At 69.6% G+C, this 16,411-nt stretch carries 18 protein-coding genes and 3 pseudogenes; 17 read left to right on the forward strand and 4 right to left on the reverse strand.

Annotation, left to right across the window (positions count from 1 at the left end; genetic code table 11):
* Positions 1-77: pseudogene (locus BT364_RS44650) on the reverse strand (IS6 family transposase); the annotation flags it as partial.
* 69 nt (positions 78-146) lie between these two features.
* Positions 147-311: pseudogene (locus tag BT364_RS36620) on the reverse strand (dihydrolipoyl dehydrogenase); the annotation flags it as partial.
* A 1,106-nt stretch (positions 312-1,417) separates the two neighbouring features.
* Between BT364_RS36620 and BT364_RS36630 the strand changes: the two are divergent.
* From BT364_RS36630 to BT364_RS36695, 15 genes are all read left to right on the forward strand, one after another.
* Complete coding sequence (locus BT364_RS36630) at positions 1,418-1,756, forward strand: MerR family transcriptional regulator (protein ID WP_072489496.1); 339 nt, start codon at positions 1,418-1,420, stop codon at positions 1,754-1,756.
* A 118-nt stretch (positions 1,757-1,874) separates the two neighbouring features.
* Complete coding sequence (locus tag BT364_RS43740) at positions 1,875-2,003, forward strand: hypothetical protein (RefSeq protein WP_256260392.1); 129 nt, start codon at positions 1,875-1,877, stop codon at positions 2,001-2,003.
* 3 nt (positions 2,004-2,006) lie between these two features.
* A complete protein-coding gene (locus BT364_RS36635; protein ID WP_019072426.1) occupies positions 2,007-2,210 on the forward strand; it encodes a cold-shock protein in 204 nt (67 codons plus the stop codon).
* 561 nt (positions 2,211-2,771) lie between these two features.
* Entirely contained in the window at positions 2,772-2,975 is a 204-nt protein-coding gene (locus BT364_RS36640; RefSeq protein ID WP_072489497.1) for a cold-shock protein, read from the forward strand.
* A 325-nt stretch (positions 2,976-3,300) separates the two neighbouring features.
* Positions 3,301-4,827 carry a DEAD/DEAH box helicase gene (locus BT364_RS36645; protein ID WP_072489498.1) on the forward strand — a complete coding sequence of 509 codons (1,527 nt, stop codon included), beginning with the start codon at positions 3,301-3,303 and terminating at the stop codon, positions 4,825-4,827.
* Positions 4,828-4,873: 46 nt separating this feature from the next.
* The gene (locus tag BT364_RS36650) at positions 4,874-5,275 is read left to right on the forward strand and encodes a CBS domain-containing protein (RefSeq protein WP_072489499.1); all 402 of its coding nucleotides are present in this window, start codon (positions 4,874-4,876) and stop codon (positions 5,273-5,275) included.
* A 51-nt stretch (positions 5,276-5,326) separates the two neighbouring features.
* Complete coding sequence (locus BT364_RS36655; RefSeq protein WP_072489500.1) at positions 5,327-5,638, forward strand: SCO5918 family protein; 312 nt, start codon at positions 5,327-5,329, stop codon at positions 5,636-5,638.
* A 265-nt stretch (positions 5,639-5,903) separates the two neighbouring features.
* Complete coding sequence (locus BT364_RS36660) at positions 5,904-6,326, forward strand: YjbQ family protein (protein WP_037701150.1); 423 nt, start codon at positions 5,904-5,906, stop codon at positions 6,324-6,326.
* A 309-nt stretch (positions 6,327-6,635) separates the two neighbouring features.
* Positions 6,636-7,193, forward strand: a complete 558-nt coding sequence (locus BT364_RS36665; RefSeq protein ID WP_072489501.1) for a hemerythrin domain-containing protein — start codon at positions 6,636-6,638, stop codon at positions 7,191-7,193.
* Between the two features lie 62 nt (positions 7,194-7,255).
* The gene (locus BT364_RS36670; protein WP_072489502.1) at positions 7,256-8,029 is read left to right on the forward strand and encodes a VOC family protein; all 774 of its coding nucleotides are present in this window, start codon (positions 7,256-7,258) and stop codon (positions 8,027-8,029) included.
* Positions 8,030-8,196: 167 nt separating this feature from the next.
* The gene (locus BT364_RS36675; RefSeq protein WP_143166611.1) at positions 8,197-8,532 is read left to right on the forward strand and encodes a hypothetical protein; all 336 of its coding nucleotides are present in this window, start codon (positions 8,197-8,199) and stop codon (positions 8,530-8,532) included.
* 248 nt (positions 8,533-8,780) lie between these two features.
* Complete coding sequence (locus BT364_RS36680) at positions 8,781-9,176, forward strand: DUF6415 family natural product biosynthesis protein (protein WP_072489504.1); 396 nt, start codon at positions 8,781-8,783, stop codon at positions 9,174-9,176.
* Between the two features lie 927 nt (positions 9,177-10,103).
* Complete coding sequence (locus tag BT364_RS36685) at positions 10,104-11,612, forward strand: alpha/beta hydrolase (RefSeq protein WP_371268697.1); 1,509 nt, start codon at positions 10,104-10,106, stop codon at positions 11,610-11,612.
* Positions 11,613-12,015: 403 nt separating this feature from the next.
* Complete coding sequence (locus BT364_RS36690) at positions 12,016-12,273, forward strand: hypothetical protein (protein WP_072489506.1); 258 nt, start codon at positions 12,016-12,018, stop codon at positions 12,271-12,273.
* An 8-nt stretch (positions 12,274-12,281) separates the two neighbouring features.
* A complete protein-coding gene (locus BT364_RS36695; RefSeq protein ID WP_072489520.1) occupies positions 12,282-12,650 on the forward strand; it encodes a PIN domain-containing protein in 369 nt (122 codons plus the stop codon).
* A 9-nt stretch (positions 12,651-12,659) separates the two neighbouring features.
* Here the strand turns inward: BT364_RS36695 and BT364_RS36700 are convergent, their stop codons facing one another.
* Both BT364_RS36700 and BT364_RS36705 read right to left on the reverse strand, forming a co-directional pair.
* The gene (locus BT364_RS36700; protein ID WP_256260393.1) at positions 12,660-13,025 is read right to left on the reverse strand and encodes a hypothetical protein; all 366 of its coding nucleotides are present in this window, start codon (positions 13,023-13,025) and stop codon (positions 12,660-12,662) included.
* 101 nt (positions 13,026-13,126) lie between these two features.
* Positions 13,127-13,735 (reverse strand): RNA polymerase sigma factor, encoded by a 609-nt coding sequence (locus BT364_RS36705; protein ID WP_072489507.1) that lies wholly within the window; start codon positions 13,733-13,735, stop codon positions 13,127-13,129.
* A 147-nt stretch (positions 13,736-13,882) separates the two neighbouring features.
* Between BT364_RS36705 and BT364_RS36710 the strand changes: the two genes are divergently transcribed.
* Complete coding sequence (locus tag BT364_RS36710; RefSeq protein WP_072489508.1) at positions 13,883-14,896, forward strand: MerR family transcriptional regulator; 1,014 nt, start codon at positions 13,883-13,885, stop codon at positions 14,894-14,896.
* Positions 14,897-15,128: 232 nt separating this feature from the next.
* Positions 15,129-16,393: pseudogene (locus BT364_RS36715) on the forward strand (NAD(P)/FAD-dependent oxidoreductase).
* Positions 16,394-16,411: the final 18 nt, after the last annotated feature.

Raw genomic sequence — 16,411 nt, forward strand, 5'->3', positions numbered from 1 at the left:
AAGTACAGCCACACGCAGTGGGAGATGACCTCGACCGGGTACCCGTGCCCCTTATACGACGGCAACGCGCTCACCACGGACGATCCCCCTCCAGCATGATCAACGTCGAGGCCCCTCCCACGCCGCCCGCCAACGTGACAGTGCCGCTCGCCGTGCTTCGCGTCGGCGATGAGCTTGACGAAGCCGCCGAGGCCGTGGGCCTTGCCGTTGGCGGTGAAGGGGAACTTGGCGACCAGTACGTCGTGGCCTTCGTCGCGGGCCTGCTGCTCGGTCAGCCCGAACGAGGCGACCTGCGGCTGGCTGAAGGTCGCGGTCGACCGGGTACCGGTGCCCCTTGTACGACGGCGGCGTACTGCCCACGGACAACCCCCTCCACCATGATCAACCCGAAGATCATCCCACCCGTCAGCCAACGTGAAAGTGCCCCGGACTTCGCTGTTACCGGTACGGAGCTGCTGCCCGCGCTGGAGCCGTTCGGTTTGCTTCAGCCGCTGCCGGAGGCTGCCGGGCTGGTCGGCGTCGTTGCGGATGGCGGCCTCCCAGATGCCGCACCGGCAACTGCTTGACATCGACGCGCGGATGGAGCAGTCCGCTGCGAAGCCGGTGATCGTTCCGGACACCGTCGTCGTCGACGGCGGCAAGGTATTCATCTGCGTGCCCCTTCTGCGGTCGAGGTCGACTATCTCTCTGCCTAGCGCACCAAAATCTATGGTGGCCGGGGTAGACATTGGGTGGTGGTGTGGTTATGGTTTCTCTCGTAGCCGAGATCAGCAAGGCCCGGCAGAGACGAACTGCCGGGCAGTAGTACACGTAGTTCGCAGGACGGTGCGGTGGTGGAGTTCCGAAGCCAGGGTTGTTGCGGGACGGCGACGGGACTGACGACCGGACCGGGTGGCCCGTAGTGATCAGGGGCCGCCGTGAGCAGTACCGCAGTTCACGCAGTAGCAGTTCGGTATGTGCAGTTCGCAGTACCAGCAGTGAGGTTGTCAGTGGTTCCTCGGTAAAGGCGTCGGCTGCGGGCGCGCGTACCGGGAGGTTCGGCAGCGGGGTTCTAAGCCAGAGCAGATGCAGGACGGGCGACGGGGCTGGCTGCCGAAGGGTGGCGCTGTTCGAGGCCATCAGCAGTTCGCAGTTCCCGCTTGGTAGGTAGTTCATCCAGAGGGAAGAACGGAGGAGTTGAGCGCCATCAGGATCGCCCGGGTGGAATCACTGGGCCCGGGTACCGCAGGACATCGATAGTGAGGTGGTCTCCGGTCAAGCAACCGCGATCCCCGCGCCCCCGACAGTGTTCAGGTCGGGTCTGCGGAAACAGAGGGCTGGCGCAGTATCAGGGCCGGCAGATGGTGTAGCAGTTCCTTCGGGGCCCGGGTGCCATACGGCACCCGGGCCCCTCCACGCGTTCCATAGAGAGGTGCAAGTGACAGCAGACGACTCGTTCGGCCGTCTCGATGACGACGACTACCCCGCCTACACCATGGGCCGGGCCGCCGAGATGCTCGGCACCACCCAGGGCTTCCTCCGCGCCATCGGCGAGGCCCGCCTGATCACCCCGCTCCGCTCCGGGGGCGGCCACCGCCGCTACTCCCGCTACCAGCTGCGCATCGCCGCCCGCGCCCGGGAACTCGTCGACCAGGGCACCGCCATCGAGGCCGCCTGCCGCATCGTCATCCTCGAAGACCAGCTCGAAGAAGCCCAGCGCATCAACGCCGAATACCGCCGCGCCGCCGAATCAGAGAACCCAACGACCGCGGACTGAGGTGGTGGTGCCCGCCGGGTACCCGGCGGGAACCGCACGCACATGTCGGGGGTGTGGAGCATGGCTCGTTTCCTCTGGTGACAGGGTGTGCGGACGTGTAGCGTCTGCGTCAGCTGTCATGGTTCGGAAGTTCCCCTTCGCCCACGTCTTCGGCGTGGGCGTTCTGCTGTGCTGTGCCGCAGGAACCAGGGCGATCACCTCCGCCTTCCGCGCGTTGTGGGAGGCGTTCATCGACTGGAAGGCATGAGACATGGCTACGGGAACTGTGAAGTGGTTCAACGCGGAGAAGGGCTTCGGCTTCATCGCCCAGGACGGCGGCGGCCCGGACGTGTTCGCCCACTACTCTGCGATCAACTCCTCGGGCTTCCGTGAGCTCCAGGAAGGCCAGGCCGTGACGTTCGACGTCACCCAGGGCCAGAAGGGCCCCCAGGCCGAGAACATCAACCCCGCCTGACCTTCCCGCCCGCGCTCGGAGCCTACGGCTGCCCGCGGGCAGGCCCTGCTGTCCAACTGGTTCACCCGAACAGTGGCGCCGGCCTTCAGGCGACGGTGGCGGGATCTGGGGCGCACGTGATCAGGGCCGCGCAGCAACAGCTGTGCGGCCCTGATCTGTGTCGAGACCGGCGTACGGGCCGATGGGGCCGACGTCGGGCAGGACGGTGCCACCGGAATAGTTGTGCCCTCCGAGCCGTGAACAGCGACCGCTCTTCCCGAAATGCTGCGCTACGGGTGGATCAATATCTATGGCCGCGAGGTGAGGGTTTAACGCGCCGTGCGGGGAGTGTTTTTACCGCAACGGACAGAGTGGAATTATTTAACGTACACAGGCCGCTACCGCATGCTACTGTCGATCTCAGTTGCAGTCTTGGTTCCCAACTTCAAGCGCCTTCGTCGGTATTTTTCACCACTGGAAGCGTTTTTGTATTTCCGGTCATTTTCCGGGCGGGGCATCATCGCGGCGACCCGGTATCCGTGCATTGCGGGTCCCGGCGTACTGCCCCAAGGGAGATATGGCATGGCGTCTGGCACTGTGAAGTGGTTCAACGCGGCCAAGGGTTTCGGCTTCATCGAGCAGGACGGTGGCGGCGCTGACGTGTTCGCCCACTTCTCGAACATCGCCGCCCAGGGCTTCCGTGAGCTGTTCGAAGGCCAGAAGGTCACCTTCGACATCGCGCCGGGCCAGAAGGGCCCGACGGCCGAGAACATCGTTCCCGTCTGACGCGGACGCGCACTTCGTAGCTGGGGCCCGCATCCCTCGGGGTGCGGGCCCCAGCTGCGGGCATTTCCCGCAGAGGTTTCACCTTTGGGACAACCACCGCCTGCAGATCCTTCTCCAGGGATGCGGGCCTCTTCAAAGCTGCACCCGTCGGCGTCCTGGATTTCACGTCCGCATGACGTCACTTATTCCCTTGCCTGCACCCGCACCGGATTCACTGCAGGTCAGATTCACTTTCGCATTCCGTTCGGCCCGTTCTTGTGATTCCCCGCGCTGCTCTTTTGCTGCGGGAATTCCTTGATACGTGCCGTATCAAGGAAGGTTCTGAATGAACCCCACACGTACGAACGACCACTCCTCCCGCACCCGCACCCGCACCCGCAGCCGTACCGGCGGCCCCGCTTTCGGCTCCGGCGCCGGTTCGGGCCGGGGCAGCCGCTTCGGCTCGCCCGCCCCGAGCCGTTCTGGGGGTCCGCGCCGCTCGGGCGGCCACGGCCGGCGGCCCGCAGCGGTCCAGGGCGAGTTCGCCCTGCCGAAGACGATCACTCCCGCGCTGCCCGCCGTCGAGGCGTTCGCCGACCTCGACATGCCCGAGCGGCTGCTGGCCGCGCTCACCGCGCAAGGCGTGAGCGTCCCGTTCCCGATCCAGGGCGCGACCCTGCCCAACACCCTCGCGGGCCGCGACGTCCTCGGTCGCGGGCGCACCGGCTCCGGCAAGACCCTCGCCTTCGGCCTGGCCGTGCTGGCCCGCACCGCCGGACAGCGCGCCGAGCCCCGCCAGCCGCTGGCCCTGATCCTCGTGCCGACGCGTGAGCTGGCGCAGCAAGTGACCGATGCACTCACCCCCTACGCCCGCTCGGTGAAGCTGCGCCTGGCCACCGTCGTCGGTGGAATGCCGATCGGCAGGCAGGCCAGTGCGCTGCGCGGTGGCGCCGAGGTCGTCGTCGCGACGCCGGGCCGCCTCAAGGACCTCATCGACCGCGGTGACTGCCGGCTGAACCAGGTCGCGATCACCGTCCTGGACGAGGCCGATCAGATGGCTGACATGGGCTTCATGCCCCAGGTCACCGCGCTCCTGGACCAGGTCCGCCCCGAGGGGCAGCGGATGCTGTTCTCCGCCACCCTCGACCGCAACGTCGACCTCCTGGTCCGCCGTTACCTCACCGACCCGGTCGTCCACTCCGTCGACCCGTCCGCGGGTGCGGTCACCACGATGGAGCATCACGTGCTGTACGTCCACGGCGCCGACAAGCACCGGACGACGACGGAGATCGCGGCGCGCGAGGGTCGGGTGATCATGTTCCTGGACACCAAGCACGCCGTCGACCGGCTGACGCAGGACCTGCTGAACAGCGGTGTCCGGGCCGCCGCCCTGCATGGCGGGAAGTCGCAGCCGCAGCGTACCCGGACCCTGGCCCAGTTCAAGACCGGGCACGTCACGGTCCTCGTGGCGACGAACGTCGCGGCGCGCGGCATTCACGTCGACAACCTCGGCCTCGTCGTGAACGTGGACCCGCCGACCGACCACAAGGACTACCTCCACCGCGGCGGCCGTACCGCGCGGGCCGGCGAGTCCGGCAGTGTCGTCACCCTGGTCACCCCCAACCAGCGCCGCGACATGACCCGCCTCATGACGGCCGCCGGCATCGTGCCCCGGACCACCCAGGTCCGCTCCGGCGAAGAGGCACTCAGCCGGATCACCGGCGCTCAGGCCCCCTCCGGCATTCCCGTGACGATCACCGCGCCGGTACCCGAGCGGCGCAAGCGCGGCGCGGCCTCACGCGGCCGACGCAGCCCCGCTTCGGCTGCCCGGCGCGGGACCATGCGGCAGTCCACCTTCGATGCGGCGGCCTAGAACCTTCGTGATCAGGAAACTGACCCATCTCTGCAGGAGGCACGTTTTGACGCTGGTTCAGATGCAGCCCCGCTCGGCGAGTGCCACCCCCGTGCACAGGACGGCGGTCGACGCCATGGGCACAGGCGCACCGCAGGTCTGTGACGACATGACCGTCGAGGTGGCCCTGTCCGTCATGGCCAGCGCCCGCACCGGGTACCTGCTCGTCTGTGACAACGACGGCCTGTGCACCCAACTGGTCACCCAGGCCCAGCTCGCCGCAGTCCGCGACAGCCCCGCGTACACGGACCGGGTTCAGCTGCGCGACATCCTCGGCGACCGCGGGCCGTTCACCTCGCCCGTGACCTCGATGGCCGAGGCCGAGCACGCGATGCGCTGCCGGCTCGATGCCCTGCCTGTCGTCGACGAACAAGGCAGTGCTCTGGGCGTCCTCGCCCCTGCCGGCTGAACCGCCTCACCGCGGCAGGACCATCCCTTCGTTCTTCTCCTGTGAGGCATCATGCGCTGTGTCATCGCCGGCTTCCCGTTCGACCTCACCAAGAGCGGCGTCCTGGAATCGATGAAGGGCATCAGGCCCGAGCAGGTCATCGGCGAGTCCGTGATCATCGGCCGCCGCACCTACCCCGTCAAGCAGGTCGGCCAGGTCATCACACGCCAGGACCGCCGCGATTTCAGCGCTGGCGAAGTCCTCCGGGCCATGACCCAGCTCGGCTTCACCTGCCGCGGCCTTCCCCACACCGCCGCGACCACGCGCGCCCTCAGCCCGTTCCAACAGGCTTCCGCGATGCTCGGCGCCCCTGCGGCCGTCTGACCGACGGGCAGGCGCGAGCCGCCACAAGAACAGTGGTGAGGGTCCGACCGGCATGCGCCGGTCGGATCCTCACCGCGTACCGACGGGTTTCTCAGCGCGCAGCGGCGGGAGGAAGCCGCAGTCCAGGGCTGGCTTGCGGTATTCGGATGAGACGGTGCGATGGGCCTGTCCAGGTACGGGAGCACGTGCCCCTACCGGCGGAGCCCCGGAGGAACAACCCATCCGGCCCTTAGTGCTTTTGCTCCGCGATGGGTACCGGTGAAGCATGACCGGCACCTTCACCACCCGCACCATCAACATTGCAACCGGCGCCACTGAGACCATGCACGACCTGACGAACGCATGCTCCGCTTTCCTCCGGGAGGTCGCTCATGGGCGAAACGGACTGCTGAACGTTTTCACCCCCCACGCGACATCCGGCCTGGCCATCATCGAGACCGGCGCGGGCAGTGACGATGACCTGTTGGCAGCCCTCCGCGAAATTCTTCCCGCGGACGACCGTTGGCGAGCCCGCCACGGTCGTCCAGGCCACGGCAGTGACCACGTGCTCCCGGCACTGGTACCACCACACGCCACGCTGCCCGTAGTCAATGGTGAGCTGGAGCTGGGGGCCTCGCAGTCCGTTGTACTGGTGAACTCCAACCGGGAAAGCCCCGAACGCCAAGTCCGGCTGTCCTTCCTCGGCTGACCACACCACCCACGCGGTCCCGCGGCTGAGGGTCTATCAGGAATCAGGTGTGGTTCGTCTGTTTGGCCTACGGGTTCTTCGGCGGGCTGTTCGGTCTACGCTCGTGTGGCGGTAAGGCGGCCGTCGAAGAGGACGTCGAACTCGTCGAGGGCGGTATTCCAGCGGTTTCATCACGGAGACGTGGGCCGGGGAGGTGAGTACGGCATGGTTCCCGCGCGCGTGGCGCGGGTTTTGCGTCCGGGGTGTGTTGTCTGTGTGCTTGCCACCTCCCCGAGGGGCGATGAACCCGAGGAGAGGTGCTGTGTCGCGATGGAACCAGGTGGCGATGTGATCGCGGAACTCGCGGCCGATCACCGGGAGTTGGAGGCGTTGTTTTCGCAGATCGAGTTGCAGCCCGTCGACCACCCCCGGCGGCGGGAGCTCGCGGACCGGCTGACCGCGGAACTGGTCCGGCACACCGTCGCCGAGGAACGGCACCTCTACCCCGCCGTGCGCAAGCACGTACCGCACGGTCCAGCCATGGCGGACAAGGAGCTCGCCGATCACGCCAGAGCCGAGCGCATGCTCAAGGACCTCGAAGACCTGAGCGTCGACGACCCGCGGTTCAACGACACGATCGCGAAGCTGAAGCTCGAGGTCGCCTCCCACACGCGCGAGGAAGAACACGAACTGTTCCCGAAACTCGCAGCCGCCCTGCCACCCCAGACGCTCGACGAACTCGGCCGACTGGTGCGCCGGGCCAGGGAGACCGCCCCCACCCGCCCCCACCCCTCGCTCCCGAACACCCCGCCCGCCAACAGACTCCTCGTACCCGGCGCCGGTCTGGTCGAACGGGTACGCGACCTGCTGCGCACCACCACCCGCTGAACCCCACCCCTGGCCGTCCTGGGCATGGCCTGACGTCCATCACGCACCCGCAGGAGCACCGAATGCCGGCCCTCGAAAGAACCGTGCCGGTGGCCGGTGCGCCCTGCTGGGTGAGCCTGATCGCACGGGACCTGCGCGCGGCGCAGTCCTTCTATTCCGACGTCATGGGCTGGACGTTCAGGCCCAGCACGCTCGGCAGTAACTTCTCGGTGGCTCTGGCACAGGGTGAACCGGTAGCCGGGATCGGATGCTGCCAAGGCGGTGGCCATCCAGCCGTCTGGACGCCGTACTTCGCCGTCAGGAACGCGGACGAGACAGCGGGACGGATCAGCGAGCGGGGCGCCACCCTCGCCGTCGGTCCTCTGCGCCTGGGGGAGGGCCGTGCCGGGATCGCCGCGGACCGGGACGGTGCCGTGTTCGGATTCTGGGAAGGCCCCGCCCTGACCTGGCCGGTGGGGCGCGGCAGGGCCCCGGTGCGGCTGGACCTGTGGACCCGTGACGCGTTCGACGCCGCGATCTTCTACGCCGAGGTCTTCGACTGGGCCCGGCCGCCCGGCGGCTGCACGGTCGACTACGCCCAGGACCACATCATCGTCCAGGCCGCCGGACGCACCGTCGCCACCCTGTACGGCGGAAGCGACGAAACCGGCCCGGACCCACGGGTCCGGCCCCGGTGGAATGTCCACTTCCGGGTGAGGGACGGCGAGCGGGCCGCCGCGGCCGCCGCGGCGGCCGGAGGTGAATCCTCACCGGTTCCCACACCTGCCGGCGCCCCGGACGGCGCGTTCCTCATCCGCGACCCCGACGGCGCCCTCTTCACCCTGACCATCGCCTGACGGCAGCCGCCCCGACCACGAGGACGAAGTTCGTCCCCGTCGAAGTCGTCGGCGTCGCACGCGATAGTGGATGGGCGCATGAGCGCGTCGCGAAGCCGCGCGGACGAGCCTGGATCCTGACCCGGTGTTCGGTCTGCACCCGCACATTTGTCGGTATCGTGCCGTTCATGAGTCAGAGCTCAACGACTGGTGCCGAGGCGTTGCTCGGCGAGGAGATCCTCCCGCTCGCCGCCCGCACGTTCGTGATGACGTTCACAGGCGTCGGACTGGGGCGCTGGCAAGCCCGGAACGTGGTGGACAAAGAGATCTACCGCCAGTTCGGGAAGCCGGGCAGAGGCGATGCCCATCACGCCTACCAAGCGGTAATTCTTCAGATCGTCCTGATCTGGGAGCAGGCGCGGGTCGCGGCACGGGCCTCCACTGGCGGTCTGATCCTGCTTCCCGACGGCGTGCGGCTGCTCGGCGCCGCGGACGCGGTCGACGAACTGCGCGCCCTGCTCTGACGTCGGCGGCTGGTTCTCCCGCCCGCGCATGACGCGGGCGTTCTCGACCAGGGTTGTTCCGGTGCCTGACCAGGGCGGATTGCTGGGTGTGGACGGCCGGCCCGTTCTGGCAGGGTGGTGCTGTTCGGGGGTTGCATAAAGGTTGCGAATGAGTGGAGACCCATCCGGTGGGGAGGGTGGTGGCGAATGATCATCGGGTGGCTTCCGGTCACCGAGATGACGCAGGCGGAATCCCCGGGCGAGGGCTGATGAGACCGAACACGCACACCGTTCTGTACGACCCGCACGGGTACTTCGGAGCGGAGTTACCGCTGGACCGCGTCCCCTACGAACGTCTGATCACCGCTGTCCTGTCCTGGACCGACCCCGCCACTCTCCCCCCGCACGACTACGAACAGATCGCCCTGCAGCTGACCGGTCACGCCCGCGCCGTTGCGACAGACGTCCGCCACCACACCGACCTCCTCGACGACAAGAGCGGCCCCCGCGCTCTGGCCGAGATCATCCTCGCCGAAGCACAGCGCCGCCTGGACGCATCCCACAAGGGCACCCTGGCCTGTGTCCAGAACCGGGCCCGCCTGGTCCGCGCCCTCTACGAACGCCTCGACCGCCTCCAACCGGCCCCCGGCGACCGGACCGCCTGAATCCGCCCGCTGGCCGTCGCGTTCCCTCAGCGCCTGCTGCTCACGGGTCTCCCGGAATCCGGCCTCGGTGGCCTTGAGCTGCCCGTATGCCCGGTCCGAGCCGAGCGTCCAGTTCAGCGCGAGCCACGCGGTCTGCAGGAGGAACAGCACCCGGGTGCCCCTTCCCTATCCCCTAGGGGCCGGGAGACCCGCGCGCTGGTCCGACGAAGCCGTAGGACAGGAAGGCCGCGCCGGGTGGGCCGGCGGGCCGGACTGGTCCGCCACTGTCGCTCCCGAGGAGCTCGCCGCCGGCAAGAACTTGGCCACCGGTCGGGCGCTCGACCCGCGCCGGTCCACCCGCACCGCCGCCCGCGACACGGCCGAATCGATGCAGGCGATCTGGGCCGATCGCACCGGAGCGCTGCTGTCTGCGGGTGGGTGCGGACGGTGGCGAGGCAGCAACTGATCGACACTGCATTGTTGTTGGCCTCCGTCCGCCGGTTTGTGTGGCTGCGAAGAACGGCAGCCCGGTCGGGTTGGTGCGCACGAGGTCGGCGTCGTCACCCAGTCGGCGGGTGCCGGTACACGGCAACCGTGTTGAGCCGTTCCCGCCCCGGGCGCCGACGACACGGCGATGGGCCGCGCCGTCGGCGCTGTGCCCTCCCGTGCCGTCGCAGCGCTGCGGGTCGGGGTGTCCACGGAGTGACGGCCGGCAGGTGGCCGATCGGCCGCCCACCCTGATTGATGAACGACACGGAGCAGGACTCCAGCAGGACGTCGGTGCGTCGTCGTACGCCGCTAGTTGGATCACGAGTCCGTCCCCGCGTCGTACGAGGTACGGGTGGGGCGGAACAGAGGCTGGAGGCAATTCGAGACACTGATTCTGCACAGAGGACTGGCATGGCTCTACGAGGCGCCCGAACGATTTCCGTGCTCACGGTCGGCACGGTGACGACGTTGATGGCAGCGCTCACCCCCGTGACGGCGTTCGCGGCGGGGGATCCGCTCCAGCAGTACGCGCTGCAGAAACTCCGTTGGGAGCGCTGCGATACGGGCGGGCCGGCGACGTTCGAGTGCGCGAAGGTCAAGGTGCCGCTGGACTACAGCGACCCCGGGGGCCGGAAGATCGACCTCGCGATATCGCGGGTAAAGGCGAGCGGTGCGAAGGAGCGGCACGGCGTGCTGCTGATGAATCCCGGGGGACCGGGCGTTCCGGGGCTGACCATGCCCGTGGAGATGGAGCCGCTGCTGCCGGCGGAGGTACGAGAGCGGTTCGACCTGGTCGGCTTCGACCCGCGCGGGGTCGGGCAGAGCGCGCCGATCAGCTGCGGCCTGACGGCCGACGAACAGGCCGTCCAGCACCCCTACACCGCACGGACGTTCGCGAAGGACGTGGCCCTGGCCCGGACGGTGGCCGACAAGTGCTGGGCCAAGGCGGGCGACATGCTGCCGCACCTCACCACCCGCAACACGGCACGGGACATGGACGTCGTCCGGGCGGCACTGGGGGAAAAGAAGATCTCCTACTTCGGGTACTCGTACGGCACCTACCTGGGCGCCGTCTACACGCAGATGTTCCCCCGGCGCTCGGACCGGTTCGTGCTCGACAGCGCCCTCGATCCGACGCTCGCGTGGCGAGGGACGTTCCGGGGGTGGTCGGCCGGGGCCGAACTCGCCTTCACCCGCTGGACCGAGTGGGCCGCCGCCCGCAACGCCACCTACGGTCTGGGTCCGACTCCGGCGACGGTCCGGAAGACGTACTGGGATCTCATCGCCCGCGCCGACCGCACACCCGTCCCGACGAACGGTGGGGCGCTCAGTGGCGGCGCCATCCGTTCCCAGTACGGTGCGTTCGTCGGCGTCAAGACCGTCACCCCGTGGATCGTCGCGTTGAAGGCTTCGGCCACAGGCGGACCGCCCGCGCCGGCCACGCCGACCGCGTCGGCGGTGACGGCAGCGTCGGCCGAACCGGCTGTCCCCGGCTCCGCCCCGGTCCGGTCCGCCGACGCGGAAGCGTTCGGTGCGGACGTTCCTGCCGACAACCAGTCCGCCGTCACCTGGGCCGCCTTCTGCGGCGACACCCGCAGCTGGCCGCGCAACCCTGAGCAGTACCGCCGGGACGTGATCCGAGACCGGGCCAAGTACCCGTTGGCCGGAGACCTGGGGGCCACCATTCAGCCGTGTGCGTTCTGGAAGTCGGCGGCAAGGGAGCCGGCCACCGTGGTGAGCAACGACGTCAACGCGCTGATCGTGCAGAACCAGTGGGATCCGCAGGCGACGCTGGCCATGGCGCAGGGCATGCGGCGGGCGCTGCACGGTGCGCGGATGGTCACGGTGGCCGGCGGTGAGGGCCACGGCGTGGTGGTGGCCGGACCGTCCTGCGCGGACGCCGGCGTCACGCGGTACCTGACCACGGGCCGACTGCCCGTGAAGGACCTGACCTGCGGTGGCCAGTGACCTGAGTCGGAGTCTCATGGGTGGTTCGCCCGGCTCCCGGAACTCGGCCGGGAGGCCGGCTGCCCTGCAACTGGTCCGTGGGCGACCTTCCGCGGATACCCCGCCAGGGCGGTTCGAGGCGGCAGTGGACATGAAGGCGTCCAGCTCCGCTCTGCGGGGCACCGACGCACACCTGTAATCAACAATGACCGTGTGCCGCCGTGCCGCCTGGCGGCACCATCCTCGCCCTGGCCCACCGCCCGCTGGCGCCGGGATCGGTGCGCCGCCGGGGCGGCGCACCCGGCTCCCGGGAAGGCGAAGTCGAGAGATCCTCCGACAGGTCGCAAAGAAGACACAGCAAGGGATACACGCCAAGGATACGGGTACGTACCCGTATCCTTGAGGGATGGGAGGGAGCACAACGATGTCCGATGCCAATATCCGTATCCCCGAGGAAGCCAAGGACCGGCTGGCCGCGATCGCGGCCGCCGAGGGCCTGTCGCTGCGCGCGTACCTGGCGCGCCTGGCCGAGACCATGCTCACCCCGGCCGAGCGGGCCGAGCGTGCCGAGCAGGCCAGGGCCGCACTGAAGAAGTGGAACGGCTATGCCCCCACCGCTTTCGAAGAGGACGACCTGGACAGTGAGCTGGACCGGCGCCTGGCCCGGGTGACGGCCCGGTGAGCGACGCCATGCACATCGTCCTGGACGACACAGCGATGACCGCGGCCGGCCAGGGCAACGTCCTCGCCTCCCGTCTGATCCACCGGGCGCATGCCGAACCCGGGTGGTTCCTCTACGCCCCGGCGTGCGCGCTCGTCGAGGCCGACCGGGCACGGCCCGGCACTGCCGAGCACCTGGCCGCGCTGCCCGGCATCACGGTTCTGGACCTGGACCTGTCCGCCGCGCTGGCTCTCGCCCGGCAAGAGACGTGGGCGGCGGCCCACAGTCAGTACGCGGCGCAGCCCACCCCGGACCGCCCCGATGGGGCGGTCATCGCGACCACCGCGCCGTATCGGTGGAAGGGCGAGCCGGTCCGCGTCCTGGACCTCACGCCCTGACCCTGCGCGTCAGGAGGCGAGATCGGCGTGGCCGTTCTTGGTCTGCATCATGTCGGTGATCAGACCGGCGATCCTGTGCAGGAGGCGGCGGTCATCGTCATCGGCGGCGTCTAGCGTGACGGCCAGGACACCCGACTGGTCTCCCCCGTCCGGCAACGGCAGCAGGACCCGTACGCCGTCGGGCAGCGCGAGTTCGATCGGGCGCGAGGCGAGGAAACACCGCCCGACCTCGGAGCCGTCGACGGACTGCGGTTCGCCGCCCGCCAGCCCTTCGCCTGGCAGGGGGACCAGCCTCTGCTGCCCGTAGTCCTGGAGCAGGATCTGCGGATCCCGTCCCCCCAGCCGCGCCACCGTGTCGGCCAGGACCGGAAGCATGGGGGCGTCCCTTCGTATGCAGTCCGTTCCTGCTGCCGGGTCTCGCGTCGCGCGGGTGGGCGGTGTCCGGGAAGCCCCCGCCCGTTGTTTCTTCGGCTCGGTCAGCTGCCCGTTCCGTGCGCGTCGCCGAGGTCGATGGCCAGACGCAGCCGGTGCAGGCCGCGGCGGGCGTGACTCTTCACCGTCCCCAGGGGCACACCGGTGCGTTGAGCGATCTGAACCTGCGTCAGGTCCTCGTAGAAGACCATGCAGAGCACCTCGCGCTGAGCGTGCGGCAACCGGGACAGGGCCTCGACCAGCAACACGCGGTCGAGCACCTCGCCTGGCATCTCCTGGACGAACCGGGTGGGCGTGGTTCCGTGGGCGGCTGAGGCGACGAGGGCCAGACGCCTCGTCCTGGCGGCTAGGGCGTCAATGATCTTGCGGCGTGCGATGCCGACCAGCCAGGCACCGAGTGCGCCCCGCTCCGGGCGGAAGCCGTGCCGCCCGCCCCAGGCGCCGATGAAGACTTGCTGAGTCACGTCTTCGGCCTCGTGGGCGTCGCCCAGGGACCGGGTGGCCATGGTGTGGACGAGTGGTTCCCAGTGCCGGTAGATGGCCGCGAACGCTTCCTCGTCAGCGGCGACGAGGCCGCGGGCGAGGTCCTCCTCGTGCCGCGTTTCCGCCACGGGCGGGACCAGAGCGGTACTCGGTCGCATGGTCGTGTTCATGGCGCGTTCCTCCTGTCGCGCGCCGTCCGGGGATGAAAGAGCGTGTCCGGACGGCAAGTCCGCCGGTCCGCCGTGCGCGTGCTTGCAGTGTGGGACGCCATAACGACGCAAGCAACGTGCGTCGTTTGTGCGTCGTATTGTGGAGGCGTGAGTGAGTCTGATGAGGAAAACGGTGAGGACCACCACGGCCGGTACGGCGAGGGCGATCCGCCGGGCGGCGGACACACCACCGGCGAGGTGGCCCGGCGCCTGGGTGTTGCCCCCACCACGGTCCGCACGTGGGACCGCCGGTACGGCCTCGGGCCCGACGCGCACATGGGCGGCCGGCACCGGCGCTGGACCGCCAGGGACGTGGCGCGGCTGGAGCGGATGTGCGCGTTGACGGCGACTGGGCTGCCCCCGGCCGAGGCCGCACGGCTCGCGCGAAGCGGGGAATCACCGGTGGCGGCCCGGCCGGGACGGACTGCCGGGCCAAAGCGGGATTCGGCCCGGGCCCGCAGCCGGGCGGGGAGTGGCCTGCGGCTCGGTGACGTGCGTCAGGAGTGCAGGGGAATCGCCCGGGCCGCCCTGCGCCTCGACGCAGCCGCGCTCGACGAACTGCTGCTCACCGCGATCGCCGAACACGGACTGGTCGCCGCTTGGACCGAGGTGATCGTGCCGACGCTCCAGGCGGTCGGCCGCAAGTGGGAGACGTCGGGCGAGAAGTACGTCGAGGTCGAGCACTTCCTGTCCTGGCACGTGTCCGGCGCGCTGCGGCGCGCCACGCCCGACACGGTCGCCGCCCGTGCCGGCGCCACCACGGTGCTCGCCTGCGTCCCGGGGGAGAACCACACCCTGCCGTTGGAAGTGCTGGCCGCGGCATTGACGGAGCGCGGCGTCCCGGTGCGTATGTTCGGTGGTGCCCTGCCCGTCGAGTCGCTCGTCACGGCCGTGCGCAGGACCGGGCCGGCCGCGATCGGGCTGTGGTCGCAGTGCCGTACCACCGCCAGCCGGCCGTTGGCCCAGCACGTCGCAGCCATGGAGTGGGGCATGCGCGGTGCCCGCCGCAGGCCGGTCGTGCTGACGCTGGGACCCGGCTGGGCGGGGCAGCCGGTTGCGGGCCTGGCGCGTCCGTCGGGACTCGCCGAGGCGGTCGCCGCTCTGGAGTCGTCGGTCTCCTGATGTGTTGCCGTCCGACTCGGCACTTGGTCGTGGCGCCTGGGCAGCGGCCGTGGAACGTGGTCCGCTGGACCAGTGGTCGCGGCCGCGTCGTTCGTCCACGGGCGAGTGTTGCTTTCGCGCCACGTTCCGGCACGGGGCTGTGCCCGCTGGTTCAGGGGTACCGGCCGAGGAAGGGGCTGAGCGGACAGCCCTGATGTGCGGGTGACACGGTACGCGTCGACCGAGGAGAAGCATGAGCGAGGAACATCGCCGGGCACCGGACGTGGTCGTCGTCGGTGCGGGCCTGTCCGGCCTGGTGTGCGCGCTGGACCTGTGCCGTGCGGGATGGCGGGTGATTCTGCTGGAGGCGTCCGAAGGCGTGGGCGGGCGCATGCGCACGGACCGGCAGGACGGGTTCCTGCTGGATCGTGGTTTCCAGGTGTTCAACACCTCGTATCCGCAGGTGAAGCGGCGCATGGATCTGAGGAGCCTGCGGCTGCGGCCGTTCACCGCGGGCCTCGTCGCGCACACGTCGAAGGGGTCGGTCCGCCTCGCCGACCCGACGAGAGAGCCCAGTGCGGCGAGGGCTCTGCTGACAGGACTCGGGTTGTCTCGCCACGCGACCTGGCCGCGCTGGCGGCCCTCACCGTGCGGGACGCCGTTCTGCCCGCTTCCGCTGCCAGACAGCACGAAGACGGCTCCACCTCGGCGGCCCTGGCCCGCGCGGGAGTGTCGGACGCCGCGGTCGCCGACATCCTGCGGCCGTTCCTGTCCGGCGTCTTCCTGGAGGACCGGCTGGAGACCTCCGCACGCTTCTTCCACCTGGTCTGGCGGAGCATGGTCCGAGGGTCTCTGTGCCTGCCGGCAAAGGGCATCGGCGCCGTCCCGGCCCAACTCGCCGACGGCCTGCCCGGCGGCGTACTGCGGCTCGGCACCCCCGTCGCCGCGGTCACCGACACCGGAGTGCTGCTGGAGGACGGGAGCGAGGTGCCGGCCCGGACGGTTGTGGTAGCGACGGACCCGGCGAACGCCACCCGCCTGCTGCCGGACCTGACCGTGCCGGACACACGCACCGTCACCACCTACTACCACGCCATCGGCAGGACACCCATGGCCGAACCGACCCTGATGGTGGACAGCACCGGAGCGATCCTGAACACCTGCGTACTCAGCGAGGTCGCTCCCACGTACGCGCCCCGCGGCACCGCGCTGATCTCCACCTCCGTACTGGGAACCGACCTCCCCGGCAGGGCGCAGGCTGTGCTATGCCGTCTGGCCGAGCTGTACCGTACCGACACGAGCGGCTGGCAGCAGGTCGCCGCCTGCACGGTCGAGGGCGCGCTGCCCGCGATGCTTCCCCCCTGGCCGCTGAGCCGCACCACCCGCCTTCGCCCAGGCAGGTACGTGTGCGGGGACCACCGGGCGACCGGATCGGTGCAGGGCGCCATGGCGTCGGGGGCGCGCGCCGCGCGCGAGGTGGTCGCCGACCGGGGGCAAGGAGGTGACGCCGGAGTGTGAACGGTGTCCGGCCGCATC

Source organism: Streptomyces atratus (assembly GCF_900119365.1).
Classification (GTDB): Bacteria; Actinomycetota; Actinomycetes; order Streptomycetales; family Streptomycetaceae; genus Streptomyces; species Streptomyces atratus_B.